This is a genomic window from Chromobacterium sp. HL1 (genome assembly GCF_057418835.1).
Genome location: NZ_CP162399.1, coordinates 4,427,881 through 4,443,038, shown reverse-complemented (window position 1 = coordinate 4,443,038; position 15,158 = coordinate 4,427,881). Strand labels below are relative to the sequence as shown.

The window sequence follows — 15,158 nt, the reverse complement described above, 5'->3', positions numbered from 1 at the left end:
GGATTTCCCATGTTGAGAAGCAAACAGAAGCAAGCGGCGATCGCGCTGGAGACCCGTCTGGACGACGCCGCCGTAGAGGGACGCAGCCCGTGGCGCGACGCCCGCATCCGCTTTTTCCGCAACCGCGCGGCCGTGGTCAGCCTGATCATCCTGTCGCTGATCGTGCTGGCCTGTATTTTCGGGCCGATGTTCCTGCCCCATACCTATGACGACACCGACTGGGACGCCATCAGCCTGGCGCCCACCTGGCAGGGCATGCACTGGTTCGGCACCGACGACCTGGGCCGCGACCTGCTGGTGCGCACCCTGATAGGTGGCCGCATCTCGCTGATGGTGGGCGCGCTGGCCACTGTCGCCGCGGTGATCATCGGCGTGCTCTGGGGGGCCAGCGCCGGCTTCCTCGGCGGCAAGATAGACAATCTGATGATGCGCATCGTGGACATGATGTACGCGGTGCCCTATCTGCTGATCGCCATCCTGATGGTGACCCTGCTGGGCCGCGAGTTCTATCTGGTGGTGCTGACCATCACCATCCTGGGCTGGATGGACATGGCGCGCGTGGTGCGCGGCCAGACGCTGTCGATCAAGTCCAAGGAGTACGTGGAGGCCGCGCGCGCCATCGGCGTGTCCACCGCCACCATCATCGCCCGCCACATCGTGCCCAATCTGCTGGGCATCGTGGTGATCTACACTACGGTAACGGTGCCGGGCGTGATTCTGACCGAATCCGTGTTGTCCTTCCTGGGCCTGGGCGTGCAAGAGCCGATGACCAGCTGGGGGGTGTTGATCGGCGACGGCACCAAGACCATGGAAACCCAGCCCTGGCAGCTGTTGTTCCCCGCCGGCATGTTGTCGCTGACCTTGTACTGCGCCAACTATATCGGCGACGGCCTGCGCGACGCGCTGGACCCGAAAGATCGATGAGCCCGAGGTAGAACCACTATGAGCATTTTGAAAGTCAGCAATCTCGGGGTCCAGTTCCAGACCAACGACGGCATGGTCAACGCCGTCAACGGCGTCAGCTTCGAACTGGACAAGGGGCAGACCCTGGGCATCGTCGGCGAGTCCGGCTCCGGCAAGAGCCAGACCGTGCTGTCCATCATGGGCCTGCTGGCCCGCAACGGCTCCACCAGCGGCGAAGTGCTGTTCCACGGCAAAGACCTGCTGAAGATGGGCGCGCCGGAACTGAACGCCATCCGCGGCGACCGCGTGTCCATGATCTTCCAGGACCCGATGACCTCGCTGAACCCCTACCTGACGGTGGAGCGGCAGATGACCGAGGTGCTGGAGCTGCACAAGGGCATGAGCCGGCGCGCGGCCAAGAAGCGCGCGATCGAGCTGTTGGAAGCGGTGCGCATTCCGGAAGCGGCGCGCCGCGTGGACATGTATCCGCATGAATTCTCCGGCGGCATGCGCCAGCGCGTGATGATCGCGATGGCGCTGCTGTGCGAGCCGGAGGTCTTGATCGCCGACGAACCCACCACCGCGCTGGACGTGACGGTGCAGGCGCAGATCCTGACCCTGCTGAAAGACCTGCAGCGGGACTTCGGCACCTCCATCATCATGATCACCCACGACTTGGGCGTGGTGGCTGGCCTGTGCGAAAAAGTGATGGTGATGTACGGCGGCCGGGTGATGGAATACGGCGACGCCGACAGCATCTTCTACCACCCCAGCCATCCTTACACCATCGGCCTGCTGGGCGCGCTGCCGCGGCTGGACCACGACGGCAGCGAGCTGGTCAGCATTCCCGGCAATCCGCCCAATATGGCGCACATGCCCAAGGGCTGCCCGTTCTCCGAACGTTGCCAGCACAGCACCGAGCGCTGCGCCGACGAACTGCCGCTGCTGCAGGCCAGCAGCCACAATCCGCAGGTGATCCGCGCCTGTCACAAGCCGGCCGTCGAGCTGGCGCAAGCAGCCCAGGAGGTGGCCCATGTCTGAACAAGCCAAACAGGCCATTCTTTCTGTGCGCGACGTCAAAGTGCACTTCCAGGTCAAGGGCAACGACAGTTGGCCGTGGAGCCCCAAGAAAACGCTGAAAGCGGTGGACGGCGTCAGTTTCGACCTCTACGCCGGGGAAACCCTGGGCGTGGTGGGCGAATCCGGCTGCGGCAAGTCCACGCTCAGCCGCGCCATCCTGAATCTGATTCCCGCCACCGACGGCGAAATCGTCTGGATGGGCAAGGATTTGCGCAAGGGCAGCGACAAGGACTGGCTGGCGGTGCGCAAGGACATCCAGATGATCTTCCAGGATCCGCTGGCCTCGCTCAATCCGCGGATGACGGTGGCCCACATCATCGGCGAGCCGCTGCGCGTGCACAAGCCGGAGCTGGGTCCGGAGGAAGTGATGCGCCGGGTCAAGGCGATGATGGCCAAGGTGGGTCTGCGCGAGCAGATGATCAACCGCTATCCGCACGAGTTCTCCGGCGGCCAGTGCCAGCGCATCGGCATTGCCCGCGCGCTGATCCTGGAGCCCAAGCTCATCATCTGCGACGAGCCGGTGTCGGCGCTGGACGTGTCCATCCAGGCGCAGATCATCAACCTGCTCAAGGAGTTGCAGCGTGAGATGGGGCTGGCGCTGATCTTCATCGCCCACGATCTGGCCGTGGTCAAGCACATCTCCGACCGCATCCTGGTGATGTATCTGGGCCGCGAAATGGAGCTGGCGGAAAAGTCCGCTTTGTACGACGCGCCTTCGCACCCGTACACCCGCGCCTTGCTGTCGGCGATTCCCATCCCGGACCCGAAGCTGGAAAAGAACAAGGTGATCCAGATCCTGCAAGGCGACCTGCCCAGCCCGATCAATCCGCCGTCCGGCTGCGTGTTCCGCACCCGTTGCCCGCAGGCGGAGACGCGCTGCGCTCAGCAGGCCACGCCGCTGCGCCGCGTCAGCGAGCAGAGTCAGTCTTCCTGCCTGCTGGCCTGAGCCGGACCCTGTCCCGCGCCAAACCGCCCCTAGGGGCGGTTTTTTCATGTCCGGGCCCGGCCTTCGCTATAGTGGCGGAGTGGCATCAAGCAAAAATCCAAACATGAAAACCACGCTCAAAATCGCCACCGGCCTGTTGGCCGCGCTGGCCTTGGGGTACTCGGCGCTGTTGTGGGCCGATTCCGACGCCTTGTGGAATATCGTCAGCCGGCAATGCCTGCCCAATCAGCAGGCGAGCGGCCAGCCGGCGCCCTGCGCCGCGGTGGAGCCGGGCAGCGGCGAGGCCGGCGGCTACGCGGTGCTGAAAGACCGCAACGGCTGGCTGCAATACCTGCTGATTCCCACCGTCCGCGTCAGCGGCATCGAAAGCCCGGAACTGCTGAGCGAGCGCGCGCCGGATTACTGGGGGGCGGCCTGGCGCGCGCGCGGCTTTCTGGAGCAGCGTTACGGCCGGCCGATTCCGCGCGAACTGCTGTCGTTGACCATCAATTCCCAGTACGGACGCACCCAGAATCAGTTGCACATCCACATCTCCTGCACCGACGCCACCGTGCGCCAGCAGCTGGAGGACCTGAAGGACAGCCTGAGCGAGGAGTGGCGCGAGTTGCCGGTGGAGCTGCAAGGCCACGCCTACTGGGCGCGCGCGGTGGCGGCCAAGGCCGACGGCGGCCCGGAGGTGGACCCGTTCAAGGCGCTGGCGGCCGGACAGCCGGAGGCCGGCCTGGACATGGGCCGCTACGGCCTGGCGCTGGTGGCGACGCGGCTGGCCGACGGCCGCGACGGTTTCATTCTGCTGAGCAGCCGCGCGAGTCTGATCGGCGCCAACCGCGCCTCGGTCGAGGAATTGCAAGATCATGCGTGTCCGGCGCTGCGGGGCGCGTCCGCTAATGGTTCGGATGCGTTGCGTCGCCGCGACAACCATTCGCAGCCCGCTTCGCCGCCGGTCTAGAGCGGTTCCGGAAAAACCTTTGCGTTGGCAAGGGCTTGCCGGCGGTAAGGTCTGAGGGGGCGTGAATCGGCAATGGGTGGGAGTTATGCCAATCGCTTTTCAAGAGGAGGCAAAGCGGATAGCATCCGTCTGCTTTATTTGTAAATTGAATTTGTAAATTAAATGAGACTGACACAATGAAAAAATTCGCTCTGACCGTTCTGGCTGCTGCTTGCCTTTCCGCCCCGGTGCACGCTTTCGATCTGGGCTCCATGATCAGCGCCGGCTCCGACCTGGTGAAGTCCGCCACCCTCAGCGACGCCGACGTCAAAGCCATGGCCGCCGAATCCAGCGTTGTGATGGACAAGAAAAACAAGGTGGCTCCGGCCTCCAACGCCTATTCCAAGCGCCTGGCCAAGATGGTTAAGGGCCTGGACAGCGAAGACGGCACCAAGCTGAACTTCAAGGTTTATCTGACCAAGGAAGTCAACGCCTTCGCAATGGCCGACGGCACCGTACGCGTGTACAGCGGCCTGATGGACAAGATGAACGACGATGAAGTGCGCTTCGTCATCGGTCATGAAATCGGCCATGTGAAACTGGGCCACACCAAGAAAGCCATGCAACTGGCCTACGCCACTTCCGCGGCGCGCAAGGGCGCGGCCGGCAGCGGCAACAGCGTCGCCAGCAGCTTGTCCGAATCCGAGCTCGGTGGCTTCGCCGAAGCCGTGGTGAACGCGCAGTTCTCCCAGTCTCAGGAAAGCGACGCCGACGGCTACTCGGTGGGTTTCCTCAAGCGTCACAACTACAACGTTCAAGGCGGTCCGGCCGCGCTGCGCAAGCTGGCCGATCTGTACGGCAACGACAGCAGCCTGCTGTCCAGCCACCCGGCGCCGGGCGACCGCGCGGTGAAACTGGAAAAACAGATCCAGAGCATGTAAGCGGCATCCGCCCGCACATGAAAAAGCACCGCCTAGGCGGTGCTTTTTTCATGGCCGCGTCAGCCGCTGTTCAAAACGCGCCGCGCGTCGCGAGCCGTCGCACGGTGAGTGCGACTTGTTGCGTGTGCATCCTGCGCTTGCTCAGTCGCAGCACCTGGTTTCGCCTTGGCTCGCCAGATCGCGAACGGCTTCTTTGAGCGTGTTAGCCGCATATGGCCGGTAAAAATGGCTAAAAAAGACATTTTTTCAGATTGGGGCTATTATTGCCTTATCGTCATTATTTTCCCGGTGGGGCTGCGATGATTACGGAATTGCCCAGCTTGGACGCCTTGCCGCGTCAAAACGCCTCTCAGGTCAAAAACAAATGGGGGGAGGTCGTGCGCCTGGTTCATCAACAGGGCAGCGTGGCTGTCACCAACCATTCGACCGTGGAGATGGTGTTGCTGGACGCCGCCACCTACCGGCGGCTGGAGGATGCCATTCAGGCGCTGAAGCAGCGCGAGCAAGCGGCGTTGGACGCGCTGAATCAGCGCTTCGATGCTCGGCTGGCCCAATTGCAACAAGCGGGCACGGCACAAAACGTCGATAGTCTGTTCAAGGCCCAGGGCAAGTTAGGCTCGCGGCCCAAGGCCGGCGACGCGTTTTGATCGCCGCCGCCGCGCGTCCCTTTATCCTAGTGCTTGCCGGCGTGAACGGCGCAGGCAAGAGTTCGGTGGGCGGCAGCCTGCTGGCCAAGCACGGCTTGTCCTGGTACAACCCGGACAGCTATGCGCGCGAACTGGTCGGACAACTGGGTTTGGACCTGGACAAGGCCAATGGGCAGGCGTGGGAATACGGCCGCTCCCGGCTGGAGGCCGCCATCCGAGAGGGCCGCAACTTTGCGTTCGAAACCACGCTGGGAGGCCGGACGATGGCGGACATGCTCGCCGCAGCGGCGGGCAGTCACAATGTCATGATGTTGTTTTGCGGCCTGGACTCGCCGGAACGACACATTGCGCGGGTAGGCTTGCGTGTCGCCCATGGGGGCCACGACATCCCGGAGCACAAGATTCACGAGCGCTGGGTCAGCTCGCGTCTTAATCTGATCCGCTTATTGCCGAGACTGGCCCGGCTGCAAGTATTCGACAATAGCGCTGAAGCGGCGCCGGGGCAGGAGATTCCGGACCCGGTGCTGGTGTTGGAAACCGTCAATGGCCGGATGGTGTCGCCAGGGGTGGACGATCTTGCCGCCTTGGCCGCCACTCCCGTCTGGGCCAGGCCCATCGTGCAAGCGGCCATCGAATTGTCGTTGTCTTGAGCTCTCTGCCCGGGTTTACGCCGCGTTAGCCGCGCTTGATCTTGGGCGGCTTGGCCAAGTGCTTCAAGGCCTGCGCCACCGCCACCAGGCCGAAGCTGGCGGTCACCGTCATCGCCGCGCCGAAGCCGGCGCAGGACAGACCCTGCGGGCCGCGCGGCTCCGCGGCGTCGCAAGCCTGCTGCTCCGTATCCGGATAGATCAGTTGTTCGGTGGAGAACACGCAGGGAACGTGCAGCTTCTTGCCGGCTTCACGGCTGAACTGGTGGTGACGGCGCAGGTTGTAGCGCAGCTTGGACAGCAGCGGGTCGTAAGTGACCTCGCCCAGGTCCGCCACCCGGATCAGCGTGGGATCGGTCTGGCCGCCGGCGCCGCCGGACACGATGAAGGGCTGGCGGCGGCGCGCGCACCAGGCCGCCATCGCGGTCTTGATGCGCAGGCTGTCTATGCAGTCGATGATGAAGTCGTAGTCCCGGCCCAGCAGCTGTTCCAGATTGTCTTCGGTGACGAAGTCTTCGATCTCGATCACCTCGCAGGCCGGATTGATCGCGCGCACGCGTTCGGCCAGCGCGCTGACCTTGGCCATGCCGTAATTGGGGTCCAGCGCCGGCAACTGGCGGTTGGTGTTGGACTCGGCCACATTGTCCAGGTCTATCAGGGTCAGCTTGCCGACGGCGCTGCGCGCCAGCGCTTCCACCGCCCAGGAGCCGACGCCGCCGACGCCGACCACGCAAACGTGGGAGGCCTGAAAGCGGGCCAGCGCCTCCGGCCCGTAGAGACGGGCGATGCCGCCGAAGCGGCGTTCCAGATCTGCGTTGTGGGTGTCCATGGCTGCAATCGTCAACAATCAAATCGGCGAAGGATACTGCAAGCCCCGCTTGCTGACCAGTGCGGCGGCCGTGGGCGCGAGGCTTGCCCGCGGTCAAAAAAACTACAGTTAAGTGGCTGATTGCTGGGAACCTTTCGCCGGCGGAGCTATCCTTCTCTTCAGGTCTGTCATGAAGGGCTTCCTGCTCTTCCTCTGGCTGGCCGGCCTTTGTCACAGCAAGGGAGATTCCCATGAAGCAGCAAAGATTCGATATTGATCTGGACAAGCATTACAACGCCACCGTCGTGGTCGCCTGCGAGGAATGCGGCCATGAAATCCGCCATCATCTCAAGTCCCTGCATCCCGACAGCGTGTTGCGCTGCCATTGCGGCGCCCATGTGGCCATGAGCCCGCTGACCGTTCAACAGGCCGAGCGCCGCGTAAGCGAGATCAAGCAATCTTATCGAATCCATTAAGCCACTGCTGACAATCTGAGAGTATCCCCGCCGGCCGTTTCGGGCCGGACTCGCCGGGCATAACCCGGCCTCCCGCAGCAGCGACACGGCGACCGCAAGGTCGCCGTTTGTATTGGCCGGCAGGCTAAGCGGCCTATGATCCACCTGCGGACAACTGCGCGTCGTAGTCGCGGAAACCGTCTTCCACCGCCGGCAGGATATCGACGAATTCGAAATAGGGCTCGGTGAGGAGCGGGCTGTCGCGCAGCGCGTCGATCAGATAATAGAAATCCTTGATCGATTCGGTTTCGAACAGCGCGATATCGCTGCAACGGGCGGTGAAGGCCTCGGCGTCGAACCAGCGCATGCGCACCGCCGGATAGCGCGCGTAGATCGGCTTCAGGGTTTCCGCTTCGAACCGGCGGCGTTCCGGCCGGCTCAGGCGCAGCCAGTTGGGGTGGACGCGCAGCAGCGCGAAGAAGGCGTAGCTTTGGCTCATGGTTCCGCTTTCATTGAGGATGGGCGACGCTTTCAATGTATCCGCCCTTGTCAGCGGATAAAACTCGTGTTTTGCTAAGCGTTTGCCGCCGTCTTTTTGCTGTCGGCCCCATGACCGCGGCGCAAGCCTTCCTCCCTTACGGACCGCCGCATGCCCATGATTCCGCAAGCCCGCAAACAGCCCAGCCAAGCCCGCTCCCGCCACGTGGTGGCCGCCATTCTGGAGGCGGCGGCTCGCATTCTGGAGCGCGACGGCTACGCCGGACTGAGCACCAACAAGGCGGCGGAGCTGGCCGGCGTCGGCATCGGCTCCTTGTACCAGTACTTCCCCAACAAGCAGGCGCTGGTGGCGGCCTTGCACCGCCGCCACGGTGAGGAAACCCTGGCCACGGTGCGGGAGGCCTTGCGGCTGAGCGCCGGCCTGCCGTGGCCGGCGCAGCTGGAGAGCCTGGTGTCCGCCTGCCTGCGTCTGCATCTGGCCGCGCCCGGGCTGCATCGGGTATTGGAACGGGAGTGGCCGCAGTTCGACCCGCCGCCGGCGGACAATCCCTTGGACGCGGCGCTGCTGGACTGCGTGGCCGAGTGGCTGGCCGCTTGCGGCCTGCCCGCCGAGCGCGCGCCGCGCCTGCTGCGGATGGCGGACAGCCTGATTCACGGCCTGGCGCTGGAAGACGCGCCGGACGAGGCGGAACTGACGCGCTGCGTCGCGGCGGCCTTGGCCGCCTATCTGACCTTGCCGCGGCAAGACCCCGAGATTTCCCCTTAAGAGAAGGAGTTGACCATGCAATGGATTGATGTGCGCAGCGATACCGTGACCCAGCCGACGCCGGCGATGCGCGAGGCGATGTTCAACGCCGAGGTGGGCGACGACGTCTACGGCGACGATCCCACGGTGCAAGCGCTGGAACAGCTGGCCGCGGAGAAGCTGGGCAAGGAGGCGGCGCTGTTCGTGCCCACCGGCAATTTCGGCAACCAACTGGCCATCTTCACCCACTGCCAGCGCGGCGACGAGGTGATTCTGGAAGAGAGCTGCCACATCGTCTGGCACGAAACCGGCGGCGCGGCGGTGATAGGCGGCGTGCAGTTGCGCGCCGTCGCCGGCGTGGACGGGGTGATGGCGCCGGAGGCGATAGAGCAGCGCATCCGCGTCGGCGAGGACATCCACTGGCCGCGCACCGGCTTGATCTGTCTGGAAAACGCGCACTGCAACGGCCGCGTGATTCCCTTGGCGGCGATGGCGGCCAGCGCCGAAGTGGCGCGCCGCCACCAGGTGCCGGTGCATCTGGACGGCGCGCGCATCTTCAACGCCGCCGCCCATCTGGGCTGCGAGGCGCGCGAGATCGCCCAATACGCCGACACGGTGATGTTCTGTCTGTCCAAGGGCCTGGCCGCGCCGGTGGGCTCCATTCTGGCCGGCAGCGCCGATTTCATCGCCCGCGCGCGCCGCAACCGCAAGCTGCTGGGCGGCGGCATGCGCCAGGCCGGGGTGATCGCCGCGCCCGGCATCGTGGCGCTGAACGAGATGGTGGACCGGCTCAAGGACGACCACGCCAACGCCCGCTACCTGGCCGAGCGGCTGGCGGCGCTGCCCTGCGTCGAGGTGAGGCTGGAGGACGTGCACATCAATATGGTGTGGTTCCGTTTCACCGCCGACATCGACGTGGCCGAACTGATGGCCGCGCTGCGCCAGGCCGGGGTCAAGGCCAATCCGCCTGAAGGCGGCCTGATGCGCATCGTCACCCATTGGCAGGTGAGACGCGAGGACCTGGACCGGCTGGTGGAGACGCTGCAACGGGTGCTGTCCGACTGAACCGAGGCCCGGCGGCTATAAATAAGCAGCTGCGGCGTGGAAAAGGGGGGGCGGAATGAAACAATGGCTGGGCGCCTGCTGCGCCGCGCTGGCCTGCGGCGGGGCCCCGGCGGGGGCTCTGGACGAAGTGCGCTTGTTCAGCAGCGGCGATCCGCCCTATGTGGAGCTGGGGCCGGACGGCCGGATCAGCGGCGGGCTGGCGGTGGCGCCGGTCCTGGCGATCCTGGGCAAGCTCGGCCTGCCGCCGTCGCGGATTGAAACGGTGCCGTGGGCGCGCGCCTACGAGGAGGCCAAGACCCGGCCGGGCGCGGCGATCTTTCCCATCGCCAAGACCCGGGAGCGGCTCAAACATCTGAACTTCGCCGTCAAGCTGCTGGATTCCGACGTGTATTTTTATCAGCTGGCGTCGCGACGCGACATCCAGGCGCCGACGCTGGCGGCGGCCAAGCGCTATTCGGTGTGCGTGGTGCTGGGGGATTACCGGCAGGAGTACCTGAAGGAGGAAGGTTTTCCAAGACTGGACCCGACCTCGGACTCCAGCATCAACGTCAAAAAGCTGGTTTCCGGCCGCTGCGATCTGCTGCCCGCCACCGAGATAGGCATGCGCAGCAAGCTCAAGTCCCTGGGGCTGGACGCGTCGCTGGTGCGACGCGGCATGAAGCTGGCGCAGCTGGACAGCGCGCTGTACGCCGCCTTCAACCGCGGCACCGCGCCGGCGGTGATCGCCCGTTTCAAGGCCGCCGCGCGGAGCGCGGATTAGGCCTTGGCAGGCGGCAGCGGCAAGGCCGCCAAGGCCAGCGCGGCGTCTACGGCATGGCGCTGGCCTTGCGGCGCCAGCGTTTGCTCGCGGCCGTTGCCGCGCAGAATGGAGAGGCCTTCGATCAAGGCGACGATGAGCGCCGCGCGTTCCCTGACGACACTGTCGGGCGCGTCCGTCTGAGCCTCGCGGCGCAGCAGCGCGCAAACCCGGTCGGTATAGCCGGCGTAGAAGGTCTTGAGCGCCGCATCGGCGGCCTCGTTGCGGCTGGACAGCGCCCACAGCTCCCAGAGCAAGGCGCAGCCGCCGTGTTGAAGCTGGGTCGCCAGCACAAAGTCCAGCGCGCCGGCCAGGCTGGCGGGCGCGTCCAGCATCAGTTCATCCCAGTCTTCCAGGTAACGAACCATGACGCCTTCCATCATCGCGTCGATATTCTTGAAGTAGTACTGGACATGGCTGATGCCCACCCCGGCTTCCGCCGCGATGGCGCGCATGCGGAAGCCCTGCCCGCCGTCGCGGGTCAGCACCCGCATCGCCGCGCGCAGAATCGCTTCCCGTCTTTCCTCTCCTTTGGCCGACATCTTTCCTCCTTCGTGATCGTCCGGCATGGCTGAAGCGCCAGTTTAATTGTTCAAACGACCAAGTTCATGTTTTAATATTGGTCAATTGACCAAAACTGAGGTGGGCATGACTTCTTCCAGCGTTGTTCTTGTCGGCGGCAGCGGCGTGGTGGGCGCGCAAGTGGCGTCCTTGCTGGCGCGGCGCAGGCCGGATCTCAAACTCGTCATCGCCGGCCGGCGTCTCGACGCGGCCCAGGCGGTGGCGCAGCGATATGGCGCCGAGGCGATGGCGATGGACGTGGACGCGCCGGCGCTGCCGGAGGCTCACAAGGGCGCGCTCATCGTGGGCTTGGTCAACGATGCGCATGACCGGCTGTTGCGCCTGGCCCTGGCCCAAGGTCACGCCTACCTTGACGTCACCCGCTGGACGGAGCGGCTGAAGCAGGCCTTGCTGACGACGGCCGCCTACGGGCCTCCCCGCGCGCCGGTGGTCTTGTCATCGGCCTGGATGGCCGGCGCGGCCAGCCTGGCGGCGCGCGACGCGGCGAGGGCCGTCGCCGAGGTCGAGCGCGTCGGCATCGACATCCTGTTCGCGATGGCGGATCAGGCGGGGCCGAATTCGACCGCATACATGGACCGCCTATCCGAACCGTTCCACACCATGGAAGGGGGGAAGTGGGTCAAGCGCGGCGGTTTTCTCGATGGCCGCGTCGCGGACTTCGGCGCCGCCGGCCGTCACAGGGTTTACCGTTTCGATACCCCGGATCAAGCGAATCTGCCCGCCATCGTCGGCGCCGCGCAGGTGGATGCGCGCATCGGCTTCGACGACGGCAAAGCCACTGCCTTGCTGCATGTGCTGGTGCGCAGCGGCGTATGGCGGCTGCTGTCGCGGCCGATGTTCAACAGCGCGCGGCAGGCGCTGCTCTACAACCCCGGGCCGGGCGCGGCTCACCGCATCCGCATTGCCGTCGAGGGCAAGGACGCCGCCGGCAGGCCGTGCGGAAAAACCGTGCAACTGGCGGACCCTTTGGGACAAGCGCATCTGACGGCCTTGGGCGCCGTTTTGCAGATCGAGCATTTATTGGGGGCGGACGCGCCGCCCGCCGGCGTCTATCTGGGGGAAGCGCTGCTGGACCCCGAGCACGCCTGCCGCCAGCTGCGGGGGGAGGGGGTGGAGATCAGCGCGGTCTGAACTTCGGGCGCAGCGGGCATGGCGCATTTGGCGTTGGCGGCGCGGGGTGCTAACCTCGCGGCCATTGATCCGCAATTGTGATGACGCCGATGTCCGACTATAACGCCCTCGATTCCCACGCCTGGCTGGAAAACCTGGACGATCCCGCCGCCGCCGAATGGGTGGCCGAGCAGAACGCGCGCGCGCAGGCGCGGCTGGACGCCGACCCGCGTTTCGCCGGCCTGCGCGACGAAATCCTCGCCCATCTGCGCGATACCCGCCAGATCCCGTTCTGCGCCGAGCATGAGGGCTGGCTGTACAACTTCCACCAGGACGAAGCCCATCCGCGCGGCATTTACCGCCGCAGCACGCTGGCGGCCTACCGCGCCGCCGAGCAGGACTGGCAGACGGTGCTGGACATCGACGCGCTGGCCGACGAGGCCGGTGAGGACTGGTATCTGGACGGGGTGTCCCACTGCACGCTGGCGCCGCTGCAAGCCATGGTGCACCTGACCGCGGGCGGCGGCGACGCCGGCATCGCGCGCGAATACGATCTGGCCGCCGGCGCGTGGCGGCCGGACGGTTTCAGTTTTCCGGAAGGCAAGAGCCATGTGGCCTGGCGCGATCCGGACAGCGCCTGGGCCTGCCCCGGCTGGCCGGGCGCGCCGCTGACCCGTTCCGGCTATCCGCGCGAAGTGTGGCTGGTGGAGCGCGGCGAGGAAGGGCGGCATGCCTGGAGCCAGGTGTTCTCCGCCGGCGAAGACGCGATGATGGTGGCCGCCTGGCGTTTCCTCGACGCCGACGGCGCGACGCTGGACCTGATCGAGTGCTCGGACAGCTTCTACAGCAAGACCTACCATCTGATCGACGAAGCGCTGGAAACCCACGCGCTGCCCTTGCCGCCCAAGGCGGAGCTGGAGGCCTATCTGCACGGCGATCTGATCGTCAAGCTGGCCGAGGACTGGGACGCCGCCGGGGCCCGCTATCCGGCCGGCGCCTTGCTGGCGGTGGCGCTGGAGCCACTGCGGCAGGGACAGATAGACGCGCAATTGCTGGTGGCGCCGCAGCCTCGGCTGGCGGTGGAGTCGGTGGAGACCACGCGCGCCAGCGTGGTGGTCAATCTGCTGGACCAGGTCAAGAGCCGGCTGCTGGCCTTCGACAAGATCGACGGCGTCTGGCGCGAGCGCGCGCTGCCCACGCCCAGTGGCGGGGTGATCGAGTTCGCCGACCAGCCCTGGGACAGCGACATCCTGTGCTACAGCTTCAGCGATTTCCTGACCCCCACCGGCCTGTACCGGCTGGACGTGGCCAGCGGTCAGCAGGAATGTCTGCGTCGTCAGCCGGAGGCTTTCGATCCGGCCGACTTCGTCGCCGAGCAATGGCAGGCGCGCGCGCCGGACGGCGAAAGCATTCCCTATTTCGTGGTGCGCCGCCGCGACGCGCCGCTGGACGGCGCCACGCCCACCTTGCTGTACGGCTACGGCGGCTTCGAAGTGCCGATGATGCCTTACTACGTGGAGAACTTCGGCCCGCACTGGCTGCAACGCGGCGGCGCTTTCGCGCTGGCCTGCATCCGCGGCGGCGGCGAGTTCGGCCCCGGCTGGCACCAGGCGGCGCAGGGCGTGAACCGCCAAGTGGGCTTCGACGACTTCATCGCGGTGGCGGAAGACATGGTGGCGCGCGGCCTGACCGCGCCGGCCAAGCTGGGCATAGAGGGTGGCAGCAACGGCGGCCTGCTGGTGGGCGCCTGCATGACGCAGCGGCCGGAATTATTCGGCGCGGTGGTGTGCGAAGTGCCGCTGCTGGACATGCTGCGCTACACCGAGCTGCTGGCCGGCGCCAGCTGGATAGACGAATACGGCGATCCGGAGGACCCGGCGCAGCGGCCGGCGCTGGAGGCGTATTCGCCCTACCACCGGCTACGCGGCGATCTGGCCTATCCGCTGGCCCTGTTCACCACCAGCGCCAAGGACGACCGCGTGCACCCGGCGCATGCGCGCAAGATGGTGGCGCGGATGCGGGAGCTGGGCCACGACGCGCTGCTGCTGGAAACCGAGGCCGGCGGCCATAGCGGCAACGCCGGCCAGGAGCAGACCGCGCAGGAGTTGGCGCGGGTGCTGGTCTATCTGTATCAGCGGCTGATGGATTGAGCGGGGGCGGGCGCTGCGGCGAGCGCCGGCAATTCCTCCAGGAAGGCCGCGCGCGAGCGCACGCCGGCGGTGCCAGGTTCCTTCTTGTCGTCCTGGATCAGGCGCACGAAGACCAGCGAGCGTTCGCCCTTATTGGCCCAGCCCACGTACCAGCCGTACGGGTGTTCCTCGTCGAACTCGCCGTCCGCCTTGCGCGGATAGGCCATGCCGGTCTTGCCGTGCGCCTGCCAGCCGTCCGCCGCCGCGCTGGTTTCGGTGATCTTCATCGTCAGTTCCTGCGCGCGCTTGGACACCGGCAGTTCAAGATTGACCAGCTTGCGCAGGAAGGCCAGTTGCTCCAGCGGCGACACCTGCAGCGAGGAGGCGATCCAGGCGCGTTCCAGTCCATTGTGCTTGCCCGGGTCGCCGCTGAAATCGGCGTTGCCGTAGCCGAAGGCGTCGGCGTAGCGTCCTAGCTTCTCCTCGCCCAGCGACTGGGCGATCTGCTGCGAATACCACACCACCGAATACTTCAGCCAGCGCACCGGATCGGTGGGCTGTTTCCAGTTGTCGCCGCCCCAGTCCACATAGCCGTCCCGGTAGGGCAAGGCCGGCTGGTGTTCGCTCTTGAGGAAGCCGGAATCGAAGCCCATCACGCTGAGCGGAATCTTGAACGTGGAGGCCGGGGTGTAGCGTTGTTCGCAGCTGCCTTGTCGCAGCAGGATTTCGCCGCTCTTGGCGTCGGCCAGCAGCGTGCATAGCGTGGCGGCGTGGACGGGCAGACTGAATAGGCCGGCGCAGAGCAGCGCGGCGCCGGCGAGGCGTGGTGTGTTCATGATGTTTCCCTTGATGGATTCAGCGCGGCATCCCTTGGACCG

Annotated in this window: 17 protein-coding genes; 13 read left to right on the top strand and 4 right to left on the bottom strand. The window is 65.8% G+C overall.

Features of this window, described 5'->3' with window-relative positions; translation table 11 throughout:
• Nucleotides 1–9 precede the first annotated feature (9 nt).
• The 7 genes from AB1Z25_RS20255 to AB1Z25_RS20225 all read left to right on the top strand — a co-directional run bounded on the left by AB1Z25_RS20255 (nucleotide 10) and on the right by AB1Z25_RS20225 (nucleotide 6,095).
• The gene (locus tag AB1Z25_RS20255) at nucleotides 10–924 is read left to right on the top strand and encodes an ABC transporter permease subunit (RefSeq protein ID WP_081575942.1); all 915 of its coding nucleotides are present in this window, start codon (nucleotides 10–12) and stop codon (nucleotides 922–924) included.
• A gap of 18 nt (nucleotides 925–942) precedes the next feature.
• Nucleotides 943–1,944 carry an ABC transporter ATP-binding protein gene (locus AB1Z25_RS20250; RefSeq protein ID WP_107800868.1) on the top strand — a complete coding sequence of 334 codons (1,002 nt, stop codon included), beginning with the start codon at nucleotides 943–945 and terminating at the stop codon, nucleotides 1,942–1,944.
• A complete protein-coding gene (gene oppF / locus AB1Z25_RS20245; RefSeq protein WP_107800867.1) occupies nucleotides 1,937–2,929 on the top strand; it encodes a murein tripeptide/oligopeptide ABC transporter ATP binding protein OppF in 993 nt (330 codons plus the stop codon). The genes AB1Z25_RS20250 and oppF overlap by 8 nt, the downstream gene beginning before the upstream one ends.
• A gap of 103 nt (nucleotides 2,930–3,032) precedes the next feature.
• Nucleotides 3,033–3,878, top strand: coding sequence for a CDP-diacylglycerol diphosphatase (locus AB1Z25_RS20240; protein ID WP_486636050.1), 846 nt, complete (start codon nucleotides 3,033–3,035; stop codon nucleotides 3,876–3,878).
• A gap of 176 nt (nucleotides 3,879–4,054) precedes the next feature.
• On the top strand, nucleotides 4,055–4,798 hold the full coding sequence (locus tag AB1Z25_RS20235; RefSeq protein WP_107800865.1) for a M48 family metallopeptidase: 744 nt from the start codon (nucleotides 4,055–4,057) through the stop codon (nucleotides 4,796–4,798).
• 320 nt (nucleotides 4,799–5,118) lie between these two features.
• The gene (locus AB1Z25_RS20230) at nucleotides 5,119–5,445 is read left to right on the top strand and encodes a type II toxin-antitoxin system prevent-host-death family antitoxin (protein ID WP_199225935.1); all 327 of its coding nucleotides are present in this window, start codon (nucleotides 5,119–5,121) and stop codon (nucleotides 5,443–5,445) included.
• A complete protein-coding gene (locus AB1Z25_RS20225) occupies nucleotides 5,442–6,095 on the top strand; it encodes an ATPase (protein ID WP_486636049.1) in 654 nt (217 codons plus the stop codon). The genes AB1Z25_RS20230 and AB1Z25_RS20225 overlap by 4 nt, the downstream gene beginning before the upstream one ends.
• Before the next feature lie 25 nt (nucleotides 6,096–6,120).
• On the opposite strand, the gene tcdA is transcribed toward AB1Z25_RS20225, so the two are convergent.
• Nucleotides 6,121–6,921, bottom strand: coding sequence for a tRNA cyclic N6-threonylcarbamoyladenosine(37) synthase TcdA (tcdA, locus tag AB1Z25_RS20220; protein ID WP_253315171.1), 801 nt, complete (start codon nucleotides 6,919–6,921; stop codon nucleotides 6,121–6,123).
• Nucleotides 6,922–7,151: 230 nt separating this feature from the next.
• On the opposite strand from tcdA, the gene AB1Z25_RS20215 reads away from it, so the two are divergent.
• Nucleotides 7,152–7,376: a hypothetical protein gene (locus AB1Z25_RS20215; RefSeq protein WP_048413080.1), complete on the top strand. Its 225-nt coding sequence runs from the start codon at nucleotides 7,152–7,154 to the stop codon at nucleotides 7,374–7,376.
• A gap of 133 nt (nucleotides 7,377–7,509) precedes the next feature.
• Here AB1Z25_RS20215 and AB1Z25_RS20210 read toward each other — a convergent pair whose 3' ends face one another.
• Nucleotides 7,510–7,854 (bottom strand): darcynin family protein, encoded by a 345-nt coding sequence (locus AB1Z25_RS20210; RefSeq protein WP_253315170.1) that lies wholly within the window; start codon nucleotides 7,852–7,854, stop codon nucleotides 7,510–7,512.
• Between the two features lie 150 nt (nucleotides 7,855–8,004).
• On the opposite strand from AB1Z25_RS20210, the gene AB1Z25_RS20205 reads away from it, so the two are divergent.
• From AB1Z25_RS20205 to AB1Z25_RS20195, 3 genes are read left to right on the top strand one after another with little or no spacing between them, the layout of a single operon-like run.
• The gene (locus tag AB1Z25_RS20205) at nucleotides 8,005–8,619 is read left to right on the top strand and encodes a TetR/AcrR family transcriptional regulator (protein ID WP_486636048.1); all 615 of its coding nucleotides are present in this window, start codon (nucleotides 8,005–8,007) and stop codon (nucleotides 8,617–8,619) included.
• Between the two features lie 15 nt (nucleotides 8,620–8,634).
• The gene (ltaE, locus tag AB1Z25_RS20200; RefSeq protein ID WP_107800859.1) at nucleotides 8,635–9,663 is read left to right on the top strand and encodes a low-specificity L-threonine aldolase; all 1,029 of its coding nucleotides are present in this window, start codon (nucleotides 8,635–8,637) and stop codon (nucleotides 9,661–9,663) included.
• A 55-nt stretch (nucleotides 9,664–9,718) separates the two neighbouring features.
• Complete coding sequence (locus tag AB1Z25_RS20195) at nucleotides 9,719–10,423, top strand: substrate-binding periplasmic protein (protein ID WP_235085985.1); 705 nt, start codon at nucleotides 9,719–9,721, stop codon at nucleotides 10,421–10,423.
• On the opposite strand, the gene AB1Z25_RS20190 is transcribed toward AB1Z25_RS20195, so the two are convergent.
• Nucleotides 10,420–11,001, bottom strand: a complete 582-nt coding sequence (locus AB1Z25_RS20190) for a TetR/AcrR family transcriptional regulator (RefSeq protein WP_486636047.1) — start codon at nucleotides 10,999–11,001, stop codon at nucleotides 10,420–10,422. The two genes, AB1Z25_RS20195 and AB1Z25_RS20190, sit on opposite strands and share 4 nt — an antisense overlap.
• 106 nt (nucleotides 11,002–11,107) lie before the next feature.
• Between AB1Z25_RS20190 and AB1Z25_RS20185 the strand changes: the two genes are divergently transcribed.
• On the top strand, nucleotides 11,108–12,172 hold the full coding sequence (locus AB1Z25_RS20185; RefSeq protein WP_486636046.1) for a saccharopine dehydrogenase NADP-binding domain-containing protein: 1,065 nt from the start codon (nucleotides 11,108–11,110) through the stop codon (nucleotides 12,170–12,172).
• Between the two features lie 89 nt (nucleotides 12,173–12,261).
• Entirely contained in the window at nucleotides 12,262–14,301 is a 2,040-nt protein-coding gene (locus AB1Z25_RS20180; protein ID WP_486636045.1) for a prolyl oligopeptidase family serine peptidase, read from the top strand.
• On the opposite strand, the gene blaOXA is transcribed toward AB1Z25_RS20180, so the two are convergent.
• On the bottom strand, nucleotides 14,283–15,116 hold the full coding sequence (gene blaOXA / locus AB1Z25_RS20175; RefSeq protein WP_486636044.1) for a class D beta-lactamase: 834 nt from the start codon (nucleotides 15,114–15,116) through the stop codon (nucleotides 14,283–14,285). The genes AB1Z25_RS20180 and blaOXA overlap by 19 nt on opposite strands.
• Between the last annotated feature and the right edge of the window lie 42 nt (nucleotides 15,117–15,158).

Coding starts and splice junctions, on each gene's coding strand:
- AB1Z25_RS20255 (WP_081575942.1), top strand. CDS start 10: ATGTTGAGAAGCAAACAGAAGCAAGCGGCGATCGCGCTGGAGACCCGT.
- AB1Z25_RS20185 (WP_486636046.1), top strand. CDS start 11,108: ATGACTTCTTCCAGCGTTGTTCTTGTCGGCGGCAGCGGCGTGGTGGGC.
- blaOXA (WP_486636044.1), bottom strand. CDS start 15,116: ATGAACACACCACGCCTCGCCGGCGCCGCGCTGCTCTGCGCCGGCCTA.
- AB1Z25_RS20250 (WP_107800868.1), top strand. CDS start 943: ATGAGCATTTTGAAAGTCAGCAATCTCGGGGTCCAGTTCCAGACCAAC.
- AB1Z25_RS20190 (WP_486636047.1), bottom strand. CDS start 11,001: ATGTCGGCCAAAGGAGAGGAAAGACGGGAAGCGATTCTGCGCGCGGCG.
- AB1Z25_RS20235 (WP_107800865.1), top strand. CDS start 4,055: ATGAAAAAATTCGCTCTGACCGTTCTGGCTGCTGCTTGCCTTTCCGCC.
- ltaE (WP_107800859.1), top strand. CDS start 8,635: ATGCAATGGATTGATGTGCGCAGCGATACCGTGACCCAGCCGACGCCG.
- AB1Z25_RS20205 (WP_486636048.1), top strand. CDS start 8,005: ATGCCCATGATTCCGCAAGCCCGCAAACAGCCCAGCCAAGCCCGCTCC.
- AB1Z25_RS20195 (WP_235085985.1), top strand. CDS start 9,719: ATGAAACAATGGCTGGGCGCCTGCTGCGCCGCGCTGGCCTGCGGCGGG.
- AB1Z25_RS20240 (WP_486636050.1), top strand. CDS start 3,033: ATGAAAACCACGCTCAAAATCGCCACCGGCCTGTTGGCCGCGCTGGCC.
- tcdA (WP_253315171.1), bottom strand. CDS start 6,921: ATGGACACCCACAACGCAGATCTGGAACGCCGCTTCGGCGGCATCGCC.
- AB1Z25_RS20210 (WP_253315170.1), bottom strand. CDS start 7,854: ATGAGCCAAAGCTACGCCTTCTTCGCGCTGCTGCGCGTCCACCCCAAC.
- AB1Z25_RS20215 (WP_048413080.1), top strand. CDS start 7,152: ATGAAGCAGCAAAGATTCGATATTGATCTGGACAAGCATTACAACGCC.
- AB1Z25_RS20180 (WP_486636045.1), top strand. CDS start 12,262: ATGTCCGACTATAACGCCCTCGATTCCCACGCCTGGCTGGAAAACCTG.
- oppF (WP_107800867.1), top strand. CDS start 1,937: ATGTCTGAACAAGCCAAACAGGCCATTCTTTCTGTGCGCGACGTCAAA.